Below are 18,614 nucleotides of genomic sequence, written 5' to 3' on the forward strand. Positions count from 1 at the left end.
TATTCGAGCCTGAATTGAGTGGTTGTGCAAGTGATTGCTGCCATGACGTTGTGATTAACCATAACGCTCCACTGGCAGCGTTATGGTCGTCAGCATCATTCGTGTTTCAACTAGCACATACCAGCAACAAGACGGCTCGAGCGCCAAGGGTATAGCTGGTGCCGACTTCCGGCAGTGGCCGCCCATGAGAGTTGATATCATCAGGTGCTGAGAGACTGGTATCGGTGATCCGTAACCAGGTCCCTTGTGGATTATGGGGTGGGGGAGGCAATTCCAGTGTCAATGGTTCCCAGAAAGCGTTGAAGAAGGCGTAGTAGTCCGCCTCGTGGCTGAGCGAATAGGCCGTAAGCCCGATGGAGCGCGAGTCGTCACCCCAGTCTGGAGCATAGGGTTTGACGCCGTGCCAGACGATGCGGGCGTTTTCCAGGGCATCCCCCAACGAAATCAAATCGGATGTTCCGCTCCCGCGCAAGGCGCGATAGCTCAGCAGCTCACGCACAAACCGGAACATCTCGTCACGCTCTGGGCTGGAGTCCCAATTCATCCAGCTGATGGCATTATCCTGGCAATAGGCATTGTTGTTACCCTGTTGGCTGCGTAGCCGCTCATCCCCCATCAACACCATAGGGGTGCCGACCGAGATCAGATTAATCGCCATCAGGTTCTTGGCCTGGCGCAGGCGCAGGGCCCGTAACTCGGGATCTTCCGTTGGACCTTCGACGCCATGATTCCAGCTGTAGTTGGCATCACTGCCGTCCCGATTATCCTCACCATTGGCCAGATTGTGTTTTTGGTTATAACTGACCAGATCCCACAACGTAAAACCATCATGGCAAGTGACAAAATTCAGGCTCTTGTGAGGATCGGCATAGGGTGCCTGATAGATATCCGGACTACCGGTCAGACGGCTGGCCAGGCGAGACACCATGCCTCGGTCGCCTTTGATAAAGCTGCGTACATCATCCCGGAAATGGCCATTCCATTCGCGCCAGCGTGCACCAGCCATGCGGCCGACTTGATACAAGCCACTGGCATCCCAGGCTTCGGCGAAGATCTTGGTCTCTGCCAGGGTGTAATCGCTGTCGATGGCCAACAGAGTGGGCGGATCATTCAGCGGATGTCCGTTTTTGTCACGCGAGAGAATGGCTGCCAGATCGAAACGGAAACCGTCGATGTGCATCTCTTCTTTCCAAAAGCGCAAGCTGTCGGTGATCAGACGTTTGGTCATCGGATGGGAGGCATTCAGGGTATTACCGCAACCGGAGTAGTTGGTATTGAAGCGACGGCTCTCATCAAGGATATAAAACGCCGAGTTATCGAGGCCTCGGAAGCAAAAGGTCGGACCCTCATCATCGCCTTCGGCGGTGTGGTTATAGACCACATCCAGGATGACTTCGATATTGGCCTTGTGCAGCGCTTTGACCATGTCGCGAAACTCATCCAGCACGCCATTGTAACTGCTGTCACTGGCGTATTGGGCGTGGGGTGCAAAGAAGCCCATCGGGCTGTAGCCCCAATAATTGCTGTTGCCGGGACGTGCATCCTGAGGGTCGAACTGGAAGACTGGCAGCAATTCTATGGCCGTGATACCCAATTCTTGCAGGTAAGGGATCTTGTCAATGACGCCAGCATAGGTTCCGCGACGGACTTGAGGCAGTCCGGAGCTGGGATCCTTGGTAAAACCGGCGACATGCATCTCGTACACCACGGAGGCGGAGAGTGGATGCCGCGGCATTTTGTCTCCTTCCCAGTCATAGTTCGCCATGGAAATGACGGCACACTTGGCGCAGCCTTCCAGATTAGATCCGGGCGCAGCTGCCTTTTGTCGATCGTAGTTGTCAGGCAGGACGATGCGCTTGGCATAGGGATCGAGCAATACTTTCTCAGGCTCCCAGCGGTTACCCGGCATATTCAATAACAGGCACGGGATACGCCAGCCATACAGTTGTCCTGGCAGGACTCCTGTCACATGCACATGCCAGTAATAACCAGAACGGTGAGTCGGTGCTTTGAGACGGATGACTTCCGGGTCTGTGTCCAGCTCAGAGCGAAACAGCAGCAGCTCCATCTCTTTGGCAAAACGCCCCCAGATGGCGAAATTGACCCCGTCGTGTTCGACGGTGGCGCCGAGTTCTCGGCAGTGGCCAGCGGTTATCACCTTGGTCATTTTCATGGTAAGCATCCTGTCAACTGTCCTTTCATGCAGATATCAATGGTACTGCATATGCGTCGGGGCGGAAGGGGTGGCACCTGAAAAAGTGTATTGAAAAGGTTATCTTCTGGTTCCTGGCCGCTGTTGGGGGACTCTTATGTCTACATTCTGTCTATTTTTTGTGCTGCACGGATCACGAAAATGGATTGAGTCCTTATAAAACCGGAACTTATAGCAGCGTAATCACTCTAATTTTTTCGATGTTATCGCGCCGCGGATTGACTAGTGATCCGCTATGCCATGAGGGATGAGCCGATCTTTGCCCCGAGCGGCATACCCACTCGACAGGCTGATATTCCGCCGAATTCGCAATGAAAATAGAGTGACAAGGAGTGCTAAACCATGCTCAAAGAGCTGCTGATCGTCGGTTGTTGTTGGCTCCCAATGTCAGGGGCGGGGCTTGCAAACGAGGTTCACGCGAGATCCAGTGATGTGGTATCCCCCTCGATCTATGGCGAGTGGAAGCTGGTAGGCGCATCGGTGGCTGTCCCGGTAAACTGTCGACGGACCCTGATGCGGATCTCCCCGGATGGCTATGTCAGTGAACAGAGCCAATCTGCTCACGGTGAGCTATTTTCTTTTCGTGCCCAAGCTCGTATCAAACAACAGGGCAGTCGATTTTTGTTGACGCTCAGTTCGCCACACCACAATGGCAAGCCGGATTGTCTGGGCAATCCGGCCCGTTATATCAGTAACAATTTTTTGAACTCGGTCCATCTGCAACTCAATGGTAACCGGCTGTACCACTATCTGGGGAGTGATCAACAGGCGGGTTATCTGCGCTATGAGCGCGTGCCATTGGTTGAGCGTCGGTAGCCCAGAATCCGAGATCGCTAACCGGACAATTTCCAGTCAAAGGCCGTCGCGGCGGGCCTATGGTCATGGCTCTTGCGAGGCGAGTGTGATTGCCACAGGGGCAAGAAGAGCAACTCCATCTGTCGGGCGCGCGCCAAATCAAAGAGTCCTTTTGCAGTTGCTGCTTCGGCACTGATATTGCCTTGTAGAACATCGACAAAATGGTGCGCAACTTGATGATTGGCGCGGATCCAGGGATTGACCTCGGCGGGTTCCCCATCCGTGATCGCCACCCCGTCCGCCAGCAACGGCTCGAACCACCAGCCGCGCTCGGGACGAAAACCACCGCGCAGTTGGTAAGCGTTCTGGCTGCCGATCAGGGTCATATCAAAGTGCAGCCCGGGCATGGGCCAATCACAGAGCAGAATATCCAGCAGGGCTCCCTGACAGGTGAACTGTACGGTCATGTTATTGCCCTGACCAGCAATCACCCCTTGGTACTCGAAATCATCGAACAGGGTATAGAGCAGAGAGAACGGATGCACCACATCTTCGACGAACCATTCAACCGGGCTCTTGGGGTAGGGCAGGTTCACGCCGACAACGAGACAGATGCGGCGGAGCTCTCCCAGATCACCGGCCTGGATCCGGGCTTTGAGAGCCTGCGCAGTTTGCAAAAAGGGGAATGGATAACTGACATAGATGCGGGACGAGGCTAGCGATGAGAAGGCGGCCTGATTATCAGGGGTTATGCCGAGGGGCTTTTCACAGAGGATGGCCCGATCCTGAAACGCTTGCAGATAACCCAAATGACTCGCCGTCGGGGTCGCGATGGCGATCACATCGCAGTCGCCCAAGGTATCAAGATCTGTACCGAAGCGCGGGATCTGCTCCTCGTGCGCGATGCGTGCCACCAGAGCCGCATCGTGGGCCATCAGGGCATCGACCTGACACCCGGCTTGTCGTAGGCCGGCGACGTGGACGCGGCCCCAGTTGCTGCCGATCACTCCGGCAGTGAGCATGGTTTTGTTCTGGTTCATTTTTAATCCCGTGAATCCTGATGGGGGCGAGTCTGGTTGCTCGTCCCTGTTGTTATGATGTGGTTCCGAGCCTTGCGACAGCGCGGCTCGGTCTTGAAACGGTAAACAGACCACCTATGTGGTTGCTGTGGATTTGTTCGAGGCCACATTAAGACAGAGCGACCGATTATGCAATTTTCTGCTGTTATCCGTGTTGGAACCTCGGCACGCGGTGTTCAGCGTGCCTTGACTGGGCGACTGAAATGAAGGATGAAACGGGCGCCCCCCAGTTCGCTCTGCTCGATGGACATTTGACCGCCATAGGCCTGGAGTATGTCCGTGGCGACAGCGAGACCTATACCTTGCCCTGGTTTCAGCGTGTCAATGCGTACACCTCGTTGCAAAATCTGCTCCCGCCGATTCACTGCGACTCCCGGACCATCATCGGCGACATCCAGTACTAGCTGTTGCTGATCGTGGTAGAGTCGAACTTCCACATATTCCAGACAATACTTGCAGGCGTTTTCGATGATATTTCCCGCTATTTCCATGAAGTCATTGCGATCGCCGTAGAAAACCAATCCGCTGTCGCAGTTGAGAGTCAGCACCACGCCCTTGCGGTCGTAGACTTTTCGCAGTGCATCACACAGCGGTCTGATCAGTGATTCGACATCATGTCGTTGCTGGAATAATCCTGGCTCGGGTCCTGTGGCGGCCCGTCGCAGATAATAGCCAATCTGTTGTGAGATACGGCTGATCTGCTCTTGCACGAGGGGCTCTTGTGCCGACATCTGCTCTGGTTTTTCGCGCAGGGAATGAAATGTTGACTGCAGGACTGCTAAAGGGGTTTTGATGCTGTGAGCCAGATCGCCGAGGGAATGGCGGTAGCGCTCGAGTTGCTGACGTTGTTGCTGCAACAACAAATTCAGGTTCTTGACCAGATCATCGAGTTCCCGTGGTGGTACAAACTCGAGCTGTTGCTGGGTACCCCGTTCCAGTTGCCGTACGGCAATCGCCAGTTTATCGATGGGCCGCAGACTCCATTTGGCGGCAAACCAGACAATTGGCAGCAAGATCAGTAGATTCACCAGCGTGACGGTCTGAAAGGCATGCCATAGGTAGGAGTTGTCTTCGCGCTCCTCCGGTACGGTATCGATCATGGCAACCCGCAAAGCAGGTCGTTCTGCGGTGGCCGGATAATGTTGTATTCGGACAGAATAGCTGTAATCGCCGAATTGCTGGAGTAAGCCTTCTTCTTCGATGGGCAGGGGGTTACCCTTGCGATCGTGGGAGCCGGGTAAGAGTTGTGGATGTTCAATCTCGTACAAGCCTGCCTGTCTGATCCATTGTTCCGTCAGGTAGCGCCGAAATTCAGGTAGGTCCCGAGACTGCCAGATGAGCTGATTGTTGGCATCGAATACCCAGGTGGCATATAACCGTTTACGCAAGGCATTTCCCGGACTGAGCAAACGGAGCTGGCCATCCCGGATCTGAACCAGTGTCATGAAGGCATCAATATCGCGCTCCATCCATTGGTTGGTATAACGCAGCTGCATCATATTCTGGCCGACGACTGCCAGCACCGCGTACAGCATGGAGATGAGCAGCAATCCTGCCGCGGTGCCAGCGATAAAGCGTAGGCGTAACGAACCGTGTAGGGCCTTCATGTCGGCATGTCAAAGCGATACCCCTGACCACGCACGGTCTGGATCGCATCCGGTTGATTCTCCAGTTGCATCTTGCGCCGCAATCGTCCCATCAACACATCAATGGTATGAGTCTCGCGTAGCTCTGCATCGGCATACAGCTGGAACATCAAGGTATCTTTACTGATTACTTCGCCTGAGCGTCGCATCAGGAACTCCAGGATCTGGTATTCAAAGGCGGTTAACTTGACAACCTCATCATTAATTTTAAGCTCCTTGCGGCTTAAATCCAGCAGGTAGGGTGGTGCCTGGATGAGCGAAGAGGCCAGACCGCTGGCGCGACGAACCAGCGCATTGATCCGCGCTACCACCTCTTCGAGTTGAAACGGTTTGGTCACGTAATCATCGGCCCCGGCCTCCAGCCCTTTGACCTTATCTTCCCATGCTTCGCGTGCGGTGAGGATCAGGATGGGAAAGGCGATGCCATGCTGGCGCCAGCGGGTGATAAGACTCAAACCGTCCTCATCTGGCAATCCCAAATCGATGATGGCCAGGTCTAGTTCATGTTCCTGACAGTAGTAGTCAGCCTCCCGGGCATCGCTGGCGCTGTCAACCAGATGTCCTAGTTCCTGAAGTTGGACGCCCAGATGATGGCGTAATAACAGATTGTCTTCGACGAGCAAAATCCGCATTGGTAATACCTCGAGTGATGGCCAGGAGTGGGATCAGGCATATCGGAGCCTGATGGATGACGGTCATCTAAGGGTGCTGGAGTGCCGGCTGACCGTTCCGCGACTGTGTCCAGTCTAACGAATTCTTATTGAACTTTAGATAAACCAGCTACCATTTTACCGATATATCAGTCGGATAGCGGAACATCATTATCCCTTCTCCCATTTGGGGCCTATGGGTTAGTATGAGCCTGTTAGCAGTATGTTATTCCATGAATCGGAGCCTTATATGTTAAAAGAATTCAAAGACTTTGCGATGCGCGGCAATGTAGTGGACATGGCGGTGGGGATCGTGATCGGTGGTGCGTTCGGAACCATCGTCAAGAGCCTGGTCGATGATGTATTGATGCCTCCGATCGGCTTGTTGCTGGGCGGAGTCGATTTTTCCGATTTTTTCCTGGTGATGAAAGAAGGCGCCAAGGCTGCCGCGCCTTACCACACCTTGGCCGATGCCAAGGCCGCTGGTGCTGTCACCATGAATCTGGGACTGTTTGTTAACTCGGTCATCAGTTTTGCCATCGTCGCATTCGCACTGTTTATGGTGGTCAAAGCGATGAACAAGCTGCGGATGGAGAAGGCGGCCGAACCGGCGGCACCCACCAGCAAAAACTGCCCGCATTGCTGCACGGACATTCCTATTCAGGCCAAGCGTTGTCCCCATTGCACCTCTGATTTGGGCTGAACTGCCTCAGAGGTCTGCGCACCCGGCGGCTCGGATATCTGGGCCTCCGGATACGATCCCGTTCTTCGTTCGGAGTGAAACCATGGCATTGATGGGACGGTTGCTTTTGGCGTTATTCGTGTTATCGGGCTGTAGTGACAAACAACCCAGTGGTGAGATAACCAATGGGCCGGAACAAATTGCCGAAACTTTTTACCGCGCGTTGCGGGCGAACCCGCTGGTTGACTTACCAGCGCCAGAGCAGTACCGGGTGTTTCGTCCCCTGTTACAGCAGAGTCTATTGCGTCGGCTGGAGCAGGCTTATGTCGTGGATCGGCAAATCCATGCTAACGAGCCGCAACCGACACCACCGCTTTCGGAAGGCAGTCTGTTTACTTCACTGTTTGAGGGGGTCACAGATTTTGAACTGATTGGCTGTCAGACCAAAAAATTAACCAGCCGATGTCAGTTCAATTTGATCTATGACAATCAGGGCAAGACGGTGGAGTGGCAGGATGGGCTCCGTTTGCGCCAAGGCCGCCTCGGCTGGCAAGTCGAGGATGTGGTCTACGGTGGCGACTGGGACTTTGCGCCCAAAGGAACCCTGACCTCACGGCTGGATACCATTATCCGTATGGCGCCAGCACCCATAGATAAACTTGAAAAATAACAACAAGTTAAAATTTCTATTCCTGAAAAAAGGCGTGAGGCAGGAGTGGTTACGAGGTCATAGGGCCTCGGTAATTGGAGAAAATAGACTCATGCATCATTCAACCGTACTGGCCGCATTATTGGCTTCGACACTGTTCCTTCCGACCGCAAATGCCAGCGAAGCGGCCCATTGGGGCTATGAGGGGGACGTCGCACCGGCTAACTGGGGCCATCTGAGTGCCGAATATGCGACCTGTAACACGGGTAAAAACCAGGCTCCCATCAATATTCAACACGCGGTCAAGACTCAACTTCCGGCCATTCCCTTTGCTTATCAAGCTGGCGGTCAGCAGATCATCAACAATGGGCATACGATCCAGGTGACTTATGCCGCTGGTAGTCAACTGAGTGTTGATGGCGTGCCATTCATGCTCAAACAGTTCCATTTTCATGCGCCCAGTGAGAACCTGATCCAGGGCAAGCAATTTCCGCTGGAAGTGCATCTGGTGCACAGCGATCCGGATGGTAACCTGGCGGTTGTCGGTTTGATGTTTGAACAGGGCGCGGCCAATCCGTTGCTGGCGACCCTGTGGCAACAACTGCCGCAAAAGGCCGGTGACACACTGACGCTGAGCCAATCAGTTAACGTCGCCGATCTGTTGCCCAAAGATCACAGCTACTACCGTTTTGCGGGCTCCCTGACCACGCCGCCCTGCAGTGAAGGGGTTCGCTGGTTGGTGTTGAAGCAACCGATGACGGCATCCAAGGCACAGATTGAGCAATTTTCCCAATTGATGGGGCATCCGAATAATCGCCCGGTGCAGCCAGTCGGTGCGCGTCTGATCGCGGAATAATCCTCCTGTTCCGGAAAACGATCTGGGGACAGGTCGTTTTCCGACGGAGTAAGATGACGGATGGTTGCTCTCGGGTACCCTCGTACACAAGGGCACCCGTCGTGCAATCCGTCTGATCGCCCGGGCCGAGCCTCGTACTGTCACCATTGATGGCAGCTCGGGCTCTGCAGTCAAAATAACGACTCTGGCTCTTGCTACCGAGTCAAGATCACGAGGTGATTACCCCTAGGAGGCGCAGATTGATGAGCGGCAGCTTATGCTCGTGAATACTTGTATTCAGGGAGTCCTGGATACCGATTTCTATAAATTGACGATGCAACAAGCCTACTTGCATCAAGCCCCCCGTGTTGAAGCCGAATGGGAATTTCACTGCCGTAGTGATGAGGATCTGACTCCCTATCTGGATCTGTTGCGGGAAGAGCTGGATGGTATGCAACGTCTGACGGTGACCTTGCCGCAACTACGGGCGCTGTCGCGACAGGCACCGTATCTGCAGACCGATTACCTGGATTTTCTCTACCATTTCCGCTTCGACCCGGGTTTGCTGCACCTCGGCATTGACAAGGGAGGGCTCAGCATCAGTGCACGTGGTTTGCAGACCGACATTTCCCTGTTTGAGATCCCGGTGCTTGCCACCTTGAGCGAATTACGCAACAGCGTGCGTTATCCCGAGGTGACGCCAGAACAGATCGAGCGTAGTACACTCAGCAAAATTGCCGAATTACACCGGCTTGGAGATAGTGTCGATCTGGCGGCATTTCGTTTCAGTGACTTCGGTACCCGGCGTCGCTTCAGCTTTGCTGCTCAGCAACAGGTGTTGGGTTTGCTGAAACAGCATCTACCCGAGCAGTTGGCGGGAACTAGTAATCCGTTGCTGGCCCAGCACTTTGAGTTACCTGTGGTGGGCACCATGGCCCATGAGTGGCTACAGACCCATCAGGGCTTGAATTATCCGCTGGCGAGCAGCCAAAAAGTCGCGCTTGAGAACTGGTTACGGGAATATCATGGTCAGCTGGGTATCGCGTTGACCGACGTGATTGGTATCGATGCTTTCTGTCGAGATCTGGATTTTCAACTGGCAAGCCAATACAGTGGCTTCCGCCAGGACAGTGGGGACCCCATTCTGTGGGGGGAGAAGTTGCTGGCTCGATTGGAAGAGCTGAAGATCGATCCGGCCGACAAGACATTGGTCTTTTCCGATGGCTTGGACTTTTCTCGGGCCGTGGCCCTGTATCGTCACTTTTTGGGGCGGGTCAAGACTAGCTTTGGGATCGGAACCTGGCTGATGGCGGATTTCGGGGTGAATCAACCCTTGAATATGGTGATGAAGCTAGTGCGGGTCGGACGTCAGTCCGTGGCCAAAATATCGGATAGTCCGGGCAAGACCCTGTGCCGGGATCGGGCTTATTTAAATTCATTGATGGAGGCATTCGCAGTGGAGGCGAGTGTTCGCCATCAGGTTCTCAGCCAAGTTATGTGAAATGGCATCTCGGATGCCGGAGTCATGGCTTGGTGTGATAGGAGCGGAAGTTTCATGCGTCAAACCCTGACTCTGGCTACGGCCTGTATCAATACCACACCGCTGGATCTGGATGGCAATCTGACGCTGATCCGCCAGGCGGTGCAGCAGGCCCAACTGGCGCAAGCCGATGTACTGTTGCTGCCGGAGCTATCCTTGAGCGGCTATGGCTGCGAAGACATGTTTTTTGTCGCCGACTGGCTGGAGTCCTTGCCGGCTGAGTTGATGGCGCTGGCCGGATCTTTACCGGAGCATCTGTTGGTGGCAGTCGGTTTTCCGCTGCACGTCGCCGGCGGCCAGGTGTTTAATGGCGTCGCGCTATTGTCCCAAGGCAAGTTGCATGGTGTGGTGTGCAAGCAACACCTGGCGCGCAGTGGTATCCATTACGAACCGCGCTGGTTCACACCCTGGCCCGCTGGTCTGGTCAGCACCATGACCCTGGCAGGCCAGACGGTTCCAGTGGGCGATCTGGTGTTTGATGTCAGTGGTGTGCGGATCGGCTTCGAGATCTGCGAAGACTCCTGGGTGGCCTCGCGCCCTGGTCGTAGTCTGTTCGAGCGTCGCGTCGATGTGATCCTCAACCCCTCTGCCAGCCATTTCGCGCTCGGCAAGCAACAACAACGCAGTCAGTTTGTTCGAGAAGGCTCGCGGGCCTACGGTGCTGTTTATGCCTATACCAACCTGCTGGGCTGCGAGGCTGGGCGCGCTGTTTATGATGGTGACGCCATGATTGCCAGTAATGGCGACTTAGTGCTGGTGGGCGAGCGTCTGAGCTTTGCGCCATGCAAGGTTTATAGCGCCACGGTCGACCTGCAGGTCAATCGCGCCCAGCGCCTGATCAGTAGCCAGTCTCTGGTGCCGGATTCGGCGACCGGTATTGCCGAGGTGGATTTTGTCTGGGCTCCCGAACCCTTTTGTCGTCCCTTGTCATTGGCTTGTAGCCTGCCAGCAGAGGATGAGCACGCCGAAGCTTGCCGTGCGGTGGCTCTGGGGCTGTGGGACTGGCAGCGCAAGACCTATACCGGTGGCTATGCCCTGAGCCTCTCCGGTGGCGCTGATTCCGCCCTGTGCGGGGCACTGGTCTACATGGCGCAAGTACAGGCCTATGCAACCTTGGGTGAAGAGGCCTATCGGACTGAACTAGCCAAAGGGCGGCTAAAACCGGCGGCGCGTGGTGACCAAGATCCCCTCTGCTGGTTGCGTGAACAGGTGATGCCGCTGGTATTGACCACCCTCTATCAAGGCTCTGAATACAGTGGTTCGGTCACCTATAACGCGGCGGCCGGTTTGGCTGCCGAACTGGGCGCCACCCACCATGCCTGGTCGATTGCCGAACTGGTGAGTGGTTATCTGGGGTTGGCTAACAGCCTGATGCCCGAGGATCCGCTCAATTGGCAGCGCGATGATTTGGCGCTACAGAATATCCAGGCTCGGGTGCGGGCACCGGGGATCTGGTTGCTGGCCAATCGGGGTAACAAGTTGCTGATCGCCACCTCGAATCTTTCCGAGGCTAGCGTCGGTTACTGCACCATGGATGGCGATACGTCCGGCGTTCTGTCGCCTATTGGTGGTATCAGCAAATCCAGAGTGTTGCAGATCAACCGTTATATTCTGGAGCAGGGGATCCCCCTGCAAGATAGTGCAGAGCTTGGGATCAAACGCCTGGCGTTGCCGGCGATGCAGGCAATTGTCCATCAGGCGCCAACGGCCGAGTTGCGGCCTGTCGAGCAGACGGATGAAGCGGATCTGATGCCATTTCCGGTACTGGATGCCATCCGGCGTCTGAGCCAGACTCAGCACCTGACGCCGAAGGGGGTGCTGCAGCAGTTGCTGCGGGGTGAGTTTGCTGCCCAGTACGAGATCAGCCAGTTGGTGGCCTGGATCCGCCGTTATTATGGTCTCTATTGCCGCAATCAGTGGAAGCGCGAGCGTATCGCCGTCAGCTTCCATATCGAGGCGGATAGTGCCGATCCCAAGACCTATCGCCGTTTCCCGGTGCTCTCCAGCCAGCTCACGCGCGAGTTAGCCCAGATGGATGCCTTTGCGGCTAGCTTGTAACCCCAAATCTGTCAATAAAACAGCCCCGCGAGGGGCTGTTATTGTTTCGGGGCGGAGATGACGGTAGTTGGTTGCTCTCAGGATTGTTCCGTCTTGGCCTGCAGCTCCTGATCCGTATCGATATAGCGTTGGGCAATGTCGATAAAGGTTTGTTCGATCTGGAAAAAGGCATCAACCACATCGGGATCGAAATGGCTGCCACGTCCCTGAGCGATGATTTCGGCGGCTTTGGCATGGGGCATCCCTTCTTTGTACACCCGACGGCTGATGAGCGCATCATAGACATCGGCCAAGGCCATCAAGCGTGCCGACAGCGGGATAGCTTCGCCAACTAACCCTTGGGGATAGCCGGAGCCATCCCATTTTTCGTGGTGGCCATACGCAATCTCCTTGGCCATCTGCAAAAACTCGACCGACATACCGAGGGATTGTTCGGCGTGTTCGATGGCTTGCAAGCCCAGCATCGGGTGACGTTTCATGACGGCAAACTCTTCGGGCTCATAACGACCGGGTTTGAGCAGGATCCGATCTGGAATGCCGACCTTGCCGATGTCATGAAGCGGGGCCGACTTGAACAGCATGGCGATGGTGTGATCATCGAGTCGGGCGGCAAAATGAGGGTGCTGCCGTAGCGCCTCGGCCAAGGCTTTCACGTAGTGCTGAGTGCGGCGGATATGGTTGCCGGTCTCGTTGTCTCGGGTCTCGGCCAGTGAGGCCATGGCCAGTATGGTGACATCCTGAATGGCTGATATTTCCCGGGTTCGCTTGCCGACTTCCAACTCCAGATAGTCACTCTTGCTGCGTAGAAAGTCGGCACTGGCTTTCAGGCTCAGGTGCGTCTTCACGCGGGCCATGACCACCGGGGGACTGATGGGTTTGGTGATGTAGTCGACGGCGCCCAGTTCCAGACCGAATTCCTCATCCTCGATACTGGCCTTGGCGGTCAGGAAGATGATAGGAATGTTCCGGGTCTGCGGATCCTGTTGCAATTGGCGACAGACCTCATAGCCATCCATCTCTGGCATCATGATATCCAGCAGGATTAAGTCCGGCCTCGGTTCACTGGCGGCGATGCGCAGGGCTTTTTGCCCCTGGTTGGCCACTTTGACCTTGTAGAGATCCTTGAGCAAAAAACTCATCATGCTCAGGTTTTCTGGAGTGTCGTCCACGACCAGAATTGTCGGTTTTTCCAGTGGCAGCGCCTCATCCGTCATCATGGTCATGCATCCTTCTTCCAGTCGGTGACTATTTCCAGGGCTTGTTCAAATTCGAAATTACGGATCGCCTCATCTAACTGCTGTAGTCGTTCGGAGGAGCTTTGTTGCAGCTGGGAGTGATGCTCATCCAGCACGTCGAGGGCTTCGGAGTCGTCCTCACCCAATAGTTGTGCTAATCGCTCGAGAACTGGACGGATATCGGTGCCGGTATCGTCATGTGGGGGCCGCTCGGCAGGCTCAGTCTCCAGGGCCTCCGCCAGCTGATGGCACAAATGGACCAACGCTGGCTCCAGATCATCTAATGAGTGACGAGTGTCAATCTGTTCACGGATAGCTTGCTCCAGTGCCGCCGCCTGTGCTTGCAAGGCGCTAGCCCCTATGTTGCCGGCGACACCCTTGAGGGTATGGGCCAACCGCTCGGCCAGGGCGTGATCATGGGCCTGCAGCGCGTGGCGGATCTGGCTTACTGCATCCTGCTGACTACGGGCGAACTTGCGTAGCAGATTGCGATAGAGCTGCTGATTACCCATCACCCGCCGCAGGCCTAGCTCGGTATCCAACCCCTCGAGCGTCGGCAGCGGTATTGCGGTCCCTGAGGTATCGAGTAACGAGACATTGCAGGATGAGAGTTCCCGGTTGACCACAGTGCTCTGCCATGGCGGTATCCAGCGTAGCAACGCTTGCCAGAGTTGATCGGGTTCGATGGGTTTGCTGACAAAGTCGTTCATACCCGCGGCCAGACACTGTTGCCGGTCCTGCTCCATGGCATTGGCCGTCATCGCGACCACCGGCAGTTGAGCCCACTGCGGGTTTTGGCGTATGGCTCGAGTCGCCGTCACCCCATCCATGACGGGCATCTGCATATCCATCAGTACCAGATCGAAGGTACTTTGCTGCAGATGATCCAGCGCTTCCTGGCCATTGGCCGCTATCTCGACCTGGAAACCGGCTCCGGTGAGCAATTCGCAGGCTACTTCCTGGTTGAGTTCATTGTCTTCAACCAGCAGCAGACGAGCACCTTGTCGCGTGCTCAGCATCTCTTCGATTTCAGTGGCGTTATGTCGGCCAGGATTGCCTTTTTCGGGTGAGAAACCGGCGCGCTTGGATGCATCGGTGGCGCGTCCAGAGGCGAAGCCCTCAGCTCCGGCTCGCAAGCGCATGGCGGTGTCGAACAGTAGCGACGGCGTGACCGGTTTGGCCAGATGGGCCGAGATGGTGCTGCTACTGTGCTCATCGAGTCGAGCCGCGTATTCACCGCTGTGCAACACCACCACGGCGGGGGGTATCGCCAGGGCCATGTCGGCCAGTTGCTGGGCCATTTGCTGACCACTCATTTGCGGCATGCCGTCATCGACAAATACCAGCTCGATCGGTGCCGAGGACATGCTCTGGCGGATTAGTTCCAGCGCGGCCGTACCATCGGTGGCGATGGTAACGACAAAACGCATGGCGGTCAGCATATGGGCGATCGCCTCGGCCGTTTTGGGGTTGTCATCGACCACCAGGGCACAGGTGCCGCGCAAGTCGAGACTCGGTTGCCGGTTGTTTGAGAGCTGCTCGGCGGTGGCCGGTTGCAGCAAGGCGGTAAACCAGAAGGTGCTGCCGCTCCCCAGATGGCTGTCGACACCGACTTCGCCCTGCATCATTTCTGCCAGCGTTCGGGAAATGGCCAGGCCGAGGCCAGTACCGCCATATTTTCGCGTGGTCGAGGCGTCGGCTTGCTGGAAGCTGTTAAACAATCGGCCCATTTGCTCGGCGCTTAAGCCGATGCCGGTATCGTGCACGGCAAAATAGAGCAGCAAGCCATCGGTGCGAGTTTCTTCTAGGCGGATTTCGAGTCGGATATCGCCCTGTTCGGTGAACTTAACGGCATTGCTCATGTAGTTGATCAGGATCTGGCCGAGGCGTAGCTCATCACCGACCAGTTCATAGGGAACATCCGGCGCTATGTCGATGATGAATTCCAACCCTTTTTGGTGGGCTTTTTCGGCGGTCAGATCGATCAAATCATTCAACAAATCGTCCAAGGCAAACGGTTGAGGGTTGAGTGCCAACTTGCCGGCTTCAATCTTGGAAAAATCCAGAATATCGTTGATCACCCCGAGCAGATGACGTCCCGAGCGATGGATCTTGTCGACAAAGTTATGCTGACGCTTGTCCAGATCCGATTTCTGCAGCAGGTGGGTCAGCCCCAGAATTGCATTGAGCGGGGTGCGGATCTCGTGGCTCATGTTGGCCAAAAAGTCGGATTTCATCCGCGCCGCCTCTTCGGCCAGCTCCTTGGCATAGGCCAATTCGGCTTCGGCTTGTTTTTGCGGATTGATATCCACGAAGGTGCCGACTAAGCCGCCGGGCTGACCATTGGTCTTGCCAAATCCGGCCACCCAATACAGGGTCTGGTGGATGGTGCCATCGGCAAAGGGAATGGGCATTTCCCGCTGGATGGTGCCGACCTCGCGGATGATGCGCTCATCTTCTTGCTGATAGAGTATCCGGTCAGCCTCGGGCAGATACTCCAGATCCAGCACCTGCTTGCCAATCAACTGTTCGGTATCGATACCGAAAACTTCACCATAGGCTTTATTGAAACCGGCAAAACGGCACTCCGCGTCCTTGAAAAATAGCGGGTAAGGAATGGTATCCATCAGCACTTGCTGGAATTCCAGTTGATCAGCTAGTGCCTGTTTGGCTTCCTGCTCCTCGGTCACATCCAGCCAGTAACCATTCCAGACATAGCCGCCAGTGATCAGCTCGGAAACCTCGGCCCGTGTTTCGATCCAGCGCAGTGTTCCATCATGACCCTGGACCCGGTACAGCAGCTCGCGCGAAGTATCCCCTGGTGCCAGTGTGTTCACGCTCCGCTGCACCGCTTCCATGTCGTCGGGATAGATTTTTTCCCAGCGAATATTCGGATTGCGCATCAACTCCTGAGCGGAGACCCCCCAGATTTTTTCCGCTTTGCTACTGATAAAACTGAAGTTGGTATCCTGAAAGTCTGTTGTTTCATAGCGGAATACGGCGCAGGGGAGGGATTCGGTAATCTCGGTGATCAGTCTGCGCGACCACTCGGCCGCTTCGGTGATCTCCTCGAGTTCTCGAGTTCGGGCCAGGACCTTCTCCTCAAGGCTGCTGTTGAGCAACTCGAGGGATGAGGTGGCATCCAGCAAGTTGCGGCGCATCAGCTCCTGGGCGCTGACTAGCGCCTTGAGTTCACTGATCCCGCTTTGCACTCGCATTGGTGCTTGAAGATCCATGTTACCGATGCGGCGACTTTCAAGTACCAGAGCGCGCAGTTGATGGGCAATGCGGCGGGCAGCAGGGACCACGATGATAGCGGCCAAGGAGAGTGAAAAAAGCAACATGGCCAGAAACAGCCCCCACTCTTTGGGGCCCAAGAACAGGAAATCCTTTCGCGGTGCGTAGATACCAATCCAGATAGTCTGATTCCCCAGTGGCATGGGACGGAATTGACTAAACCAGCTCTTCCCGGTCGAGAGGCGTTCACTGCGCAGTTCTCGTTTGGCTTTACCGGCTTGATACCATGCTTGGGTGCTTTCCATCACCGCGGGATGGCCTGATTCCAGTATGGAATCAAACAACTTGGGGATGCCGTAGCCGTTTTTTAGGTTATCAGCCAGCATCAGTTGGTGACGGGACAGAAGATGCATCTGATCATCGAATAGCACGGCAAAACCATGGGTACTGACTTCCAGTTGACTGGTGTAGTGGGAGACATCTTGCAGTTTGATATCCAGGGCAATGATGTAGCGCTGAGCATCGGGTGTCTGGAATTGTTGGCTAATCGTCACTCCGGGCTCGCCGGTGGTATAGAACAGATAAGGTTGAGTCCAGTTGATATGATTTTTTTCTGTATGGCGGCTGGCAGCCTGGAACCAGGGACGGGTCCGTGCGTCATAGCTGGACTGAACGTCTTTCATGGTCGAATGCTTTAGTTGGCTATCCCAGGTTAATTGTTGAACCTGATTGTTATTGCCGTCGGGATGGCTAATGCGGTTGAAGGGTTGACCGCGATCGTCACGCATCACCAGCAGCTCTGTTCCATCGAGTCGAGCGATATGAATCGATGAGACGCTGGAGTTGTTATCTATAAACGGCAGGAAAAAGCTGTTGAATTCGGCAATCTGCTGCGGTTCAGCGGGCCATGCCACGTCGTTTACACCATCTTGTCCGGCGAAGAGGACATTGTGTTCGAGTACTCCCCGGATCGTATACAAGATGGTTTCTGTGCCGCGAGCCAACTGCTGTATGCTCGCCTCCATTTCGGATGATGCCTGGTTCATCTGGGCATCGGCGACTCGCTCCATGGTGGGCTGTATCAGCAGAATGTAGATGCCGAAACCGAACAGCAGCAGGGCACTGAGCACTATGCCGAAGGCGCGTGTCAGCATCATATGCAGGAATGAGGAGTGGGAGCGGAACAGAGCCATGGGCAGACCTTTACGGGCAAAGGTGGATAGAATGAATCTATCAGGTCTTACTGAGTCTGACAGCTGGCGTCGACAAAATCTGTTGTTGGCTGATCTTACGGCAGGTCCGTTGGTGCGGTGCGTCGCGAACGGGTAGCCCCTTTAGTGGCGAGCACGGCAAAGCAATGCTCCAAGGTTTGCAGATAAAGCGCCTTGTCGTTGTCATAGGGTAACGGTCGTCCGACGTAGGCATCGACAAAAAACGGGATCGGGATCCACTCGCCCTTGGGCATGGATTTGCCCAACCCTTGCAGATAGATGGGGATCACCGGGATCTCCGGCTGGTTCTTGAGTAGATGCCAGAGCCCGGGTTTGAGGCGAGAGAGCACTTCCGGCTCACCCCGGGTGCCCTCCGGGAACAGGATGATAATTTCCCCCTTGGCCAGAGCCTGCCGACAGCCAGCTAAGGGATCGGCGCTCGCTCCGGGTGTCTCGCCGGGGCTTGAGGACTCTGGTTGGTCATGACGGGGCATCTTGCTACGAACCACGGGGATCAGGCCCAAAAACCAGACCGCGATAAAGCGCAAGACGCGATTACGAAAGAAATAATCGGCCGCCGCCACGGGACGCACCTGCGGAATGCGCGACAGCGGCAGCAGGGTAAGCAGTACTAGCAAATCCAGATGGCTGTTGTGATTGGCGATGAGAATGGCTGGCCCCTGACGAGGCAGACGTTGGCGATGGCGAACCGTCAATCCCAGCCACAGCAGCACCACGGGCCAAGCCAGCAGGGTCACAAACAACCAGCGACACAAGGCGTACAT

General features: G+C 55.5%; 13 protein-coding genes. 6 read left to right on the forward strand and 7 right to left on the reverse strand.

Annotation, left to right across the window (positions count from 1 at the left end):
• Positions 1–106 precede the first annotated feature (106 nt).
• On the reverse strand, positions 107–2,173 hold the full coding sequence (glgX, locus tag ACZYUB_RS04000) for a glycogen debranching protein GlgX (protein WP_463945755.1): 2,067 nt from the start codon (positions 2,171–2,173) through the stop codon (positions 107–109).
• A gap of 381 nt (positions 2,174–2,554) precedes the next feature.
• Here glgX and ACZYUB_RS04005 point away from each other — a divergent pair, with 381 nt between their 5' ends.
• Positions 2,555–3,028, forward strand: a complete 474-nt coding sequence (locus ACZYUB_RS04005) for a hypothetical protein (protein WP_463945757.1) — start codon at positions 2,555–2,557, stop codon at positions 3,026–3,028.
• 17 nt (positions 3,029–3,045) lie between these two features.
• Here the strand turns inward: ACZYUB_RS04005 and ACZYUB_RS04010 are convergent, their stop codons facing one another.
• From ACZYUB_RS04010 to phoP, 3 genes are all read right to left on the reverse strand, one after another.
• The gene (locus tag ACZYUB_RS04010) at positions 3,046–4,047 is read right to left on the reverse strand and encodes a Gfo/Idh/MocA family protein (RefSeq protein ID WP_463945759.1); all 1,002 of its coding nucleotides are present in this window, start codon (positions 4,045–4,047) and stop codon (positions 3,046–3,048) included.
• 215 nt (positions 4,048–4,262) lie between these two features.
• Complete coding sequence (locus ACZYUB_RS04015; protein WP_463945761.1) at positions 4,263–5,693, reverse strand: ATP-binding protein; 1,431 nt, start codon at positions 5,691–5,693, stop codon at positions 4,263–4,265.
• Positions 5,690–6,364 carry a two-component system response regulator PhoP gene (phoP, locus tag ACZYUB_RS04020; RefSeq protein WP_463945763.1) on the reverse strand — a complete coding sequence of 225 codons (675 nt, stop codon included), beginning with the start codon at positions 6,362–6,364 and terminating at the stop codon, positions 5,690–5,692. Before phoP ends, ACZYUB_RS04015 begins: the two co-directional genes overlap by 4 nt.
• 268 nt (positions 6,365–6,632) lie before the next feature.
• On the opposite strand from phoP, the gene mscL reads away from it, so the two are divergent.
• The 5 genes from mscL to nadE all read left to right on the forward strand — a co-directional run bounded on the left by mscL (position 6,633) and on the right by nadE (position 12,146).
• Positions 6,633–7,085: a large-conductance mechanosensitive channel protein MscL gene (mscL, locus tag ACZYUB_RS04025; protein WP_463945765.1), complete on the forward strand. Its 453-nt coding sequence runs from the start codon at positions 6,633–6,635 to the stop codon at positions 7,083–7,085.
• Positions 7,086–7,167: 82 nt separating this feature from the next.
• On the forward strand, positions 7,168–7,734 hold the full coding sequence (locus ACZYUB_RS04030) for a hypothetical protein (protein WP_463945767.1): 567 nt from the start codon (positions 7,168–7,170) through the stop codon (positions 7,732–7,734).
• A gap of 91 nt (positions 7,735–7,825) precedes the next feature.
• Entirely contained in the window at positions 7,826–8,569 is a 744-nt protein-coding gene (locus tag ACZYUB_RS04035) for a carbonic anhydrase (RefSeq protein ID WP_463945769.1), read from the forward strand.
• Between the two features lie 256 nt (positions 8,570–8,825).
• Entirely contained in the window at positions 8,826–10,049 is a 1,224-nt protein-coding gene (gene pncB, locus ACZYUB_RS04040; RefSeq protein WP_463945770.1) for a nicotinate phosphoribosyltransferase, read from the forward strand.
• A gap of 54 nt (positions 10,050–10,103) precedes the next feature.
• Positions 10,104–12,146 carry an NAD(+) synthase gene (gene nadE / locus ACZYUB_RS04045; RefSeq protein WP_463945772.1) on the forward strand — a complete coding sequence of 681 codons (2,043 nt, stop codon included), beginning with the start codon at positions 10,104–10,106 and terminating at the stop codon, positions 12,144–12,146.
• 77 nt (positions 12,147–12,223) lie between these two features.
• Here the strand turns inward: nadE and ACZYUB_RS04050 are convergent, their stop codons facing one another.
• The 3 genes from ACZYUB_RS04050 to ACZYUB_RS04060 all read right to left on the reverse strand — a co-directional run bounded on the left by ACZYUB_RS04050 (position 12,224) and on the right by ACZYUB_RS04060 (position 18,614).
• The gene (locus tag ACZYUB_RS04050; RefSeq protein WP_463945773.1) at positions 12,224–13,369 is read right to left on the reverse strand and encodes a response regulator; all 1,146 of its coding nucleotides are present in this window, start codon (positions 13,367–13,369) and stop codon (positions 12,224–12,226) included.
• Positions 13,366–17,811: a response regulator gene (locus tag ACZYUB_RS04055; protein WP_463945775.1), complete on the reverse strand. Its 4,446-nt coding sequence runs from the start codon at positions 17,809–17,811 to the stop codon at positions 13,366–13,368. The genes ACZYUB_RS04050 and ACZYUB_RS04055 overlap by 4 nt, the downstream gene beginning before the upstream one ends.
• A 95-nt stretch (positions 17,812–17,906) precedes the next feature.
• Positions 17,907–18,614 (reverse strand): lysophospholipid acyltransferase family protein, encoded by a 708-nt coding sequence (locus tag ACZYUB_RS04060; protein WP_463945777.1) that lies wholly within the window; start codon positions 18,612–18,614, stop codon positions 17,907–17,909.

This window comes from Pseudaeromonas sp. HNCC25DJ182 (assembly GCF_055413365.1).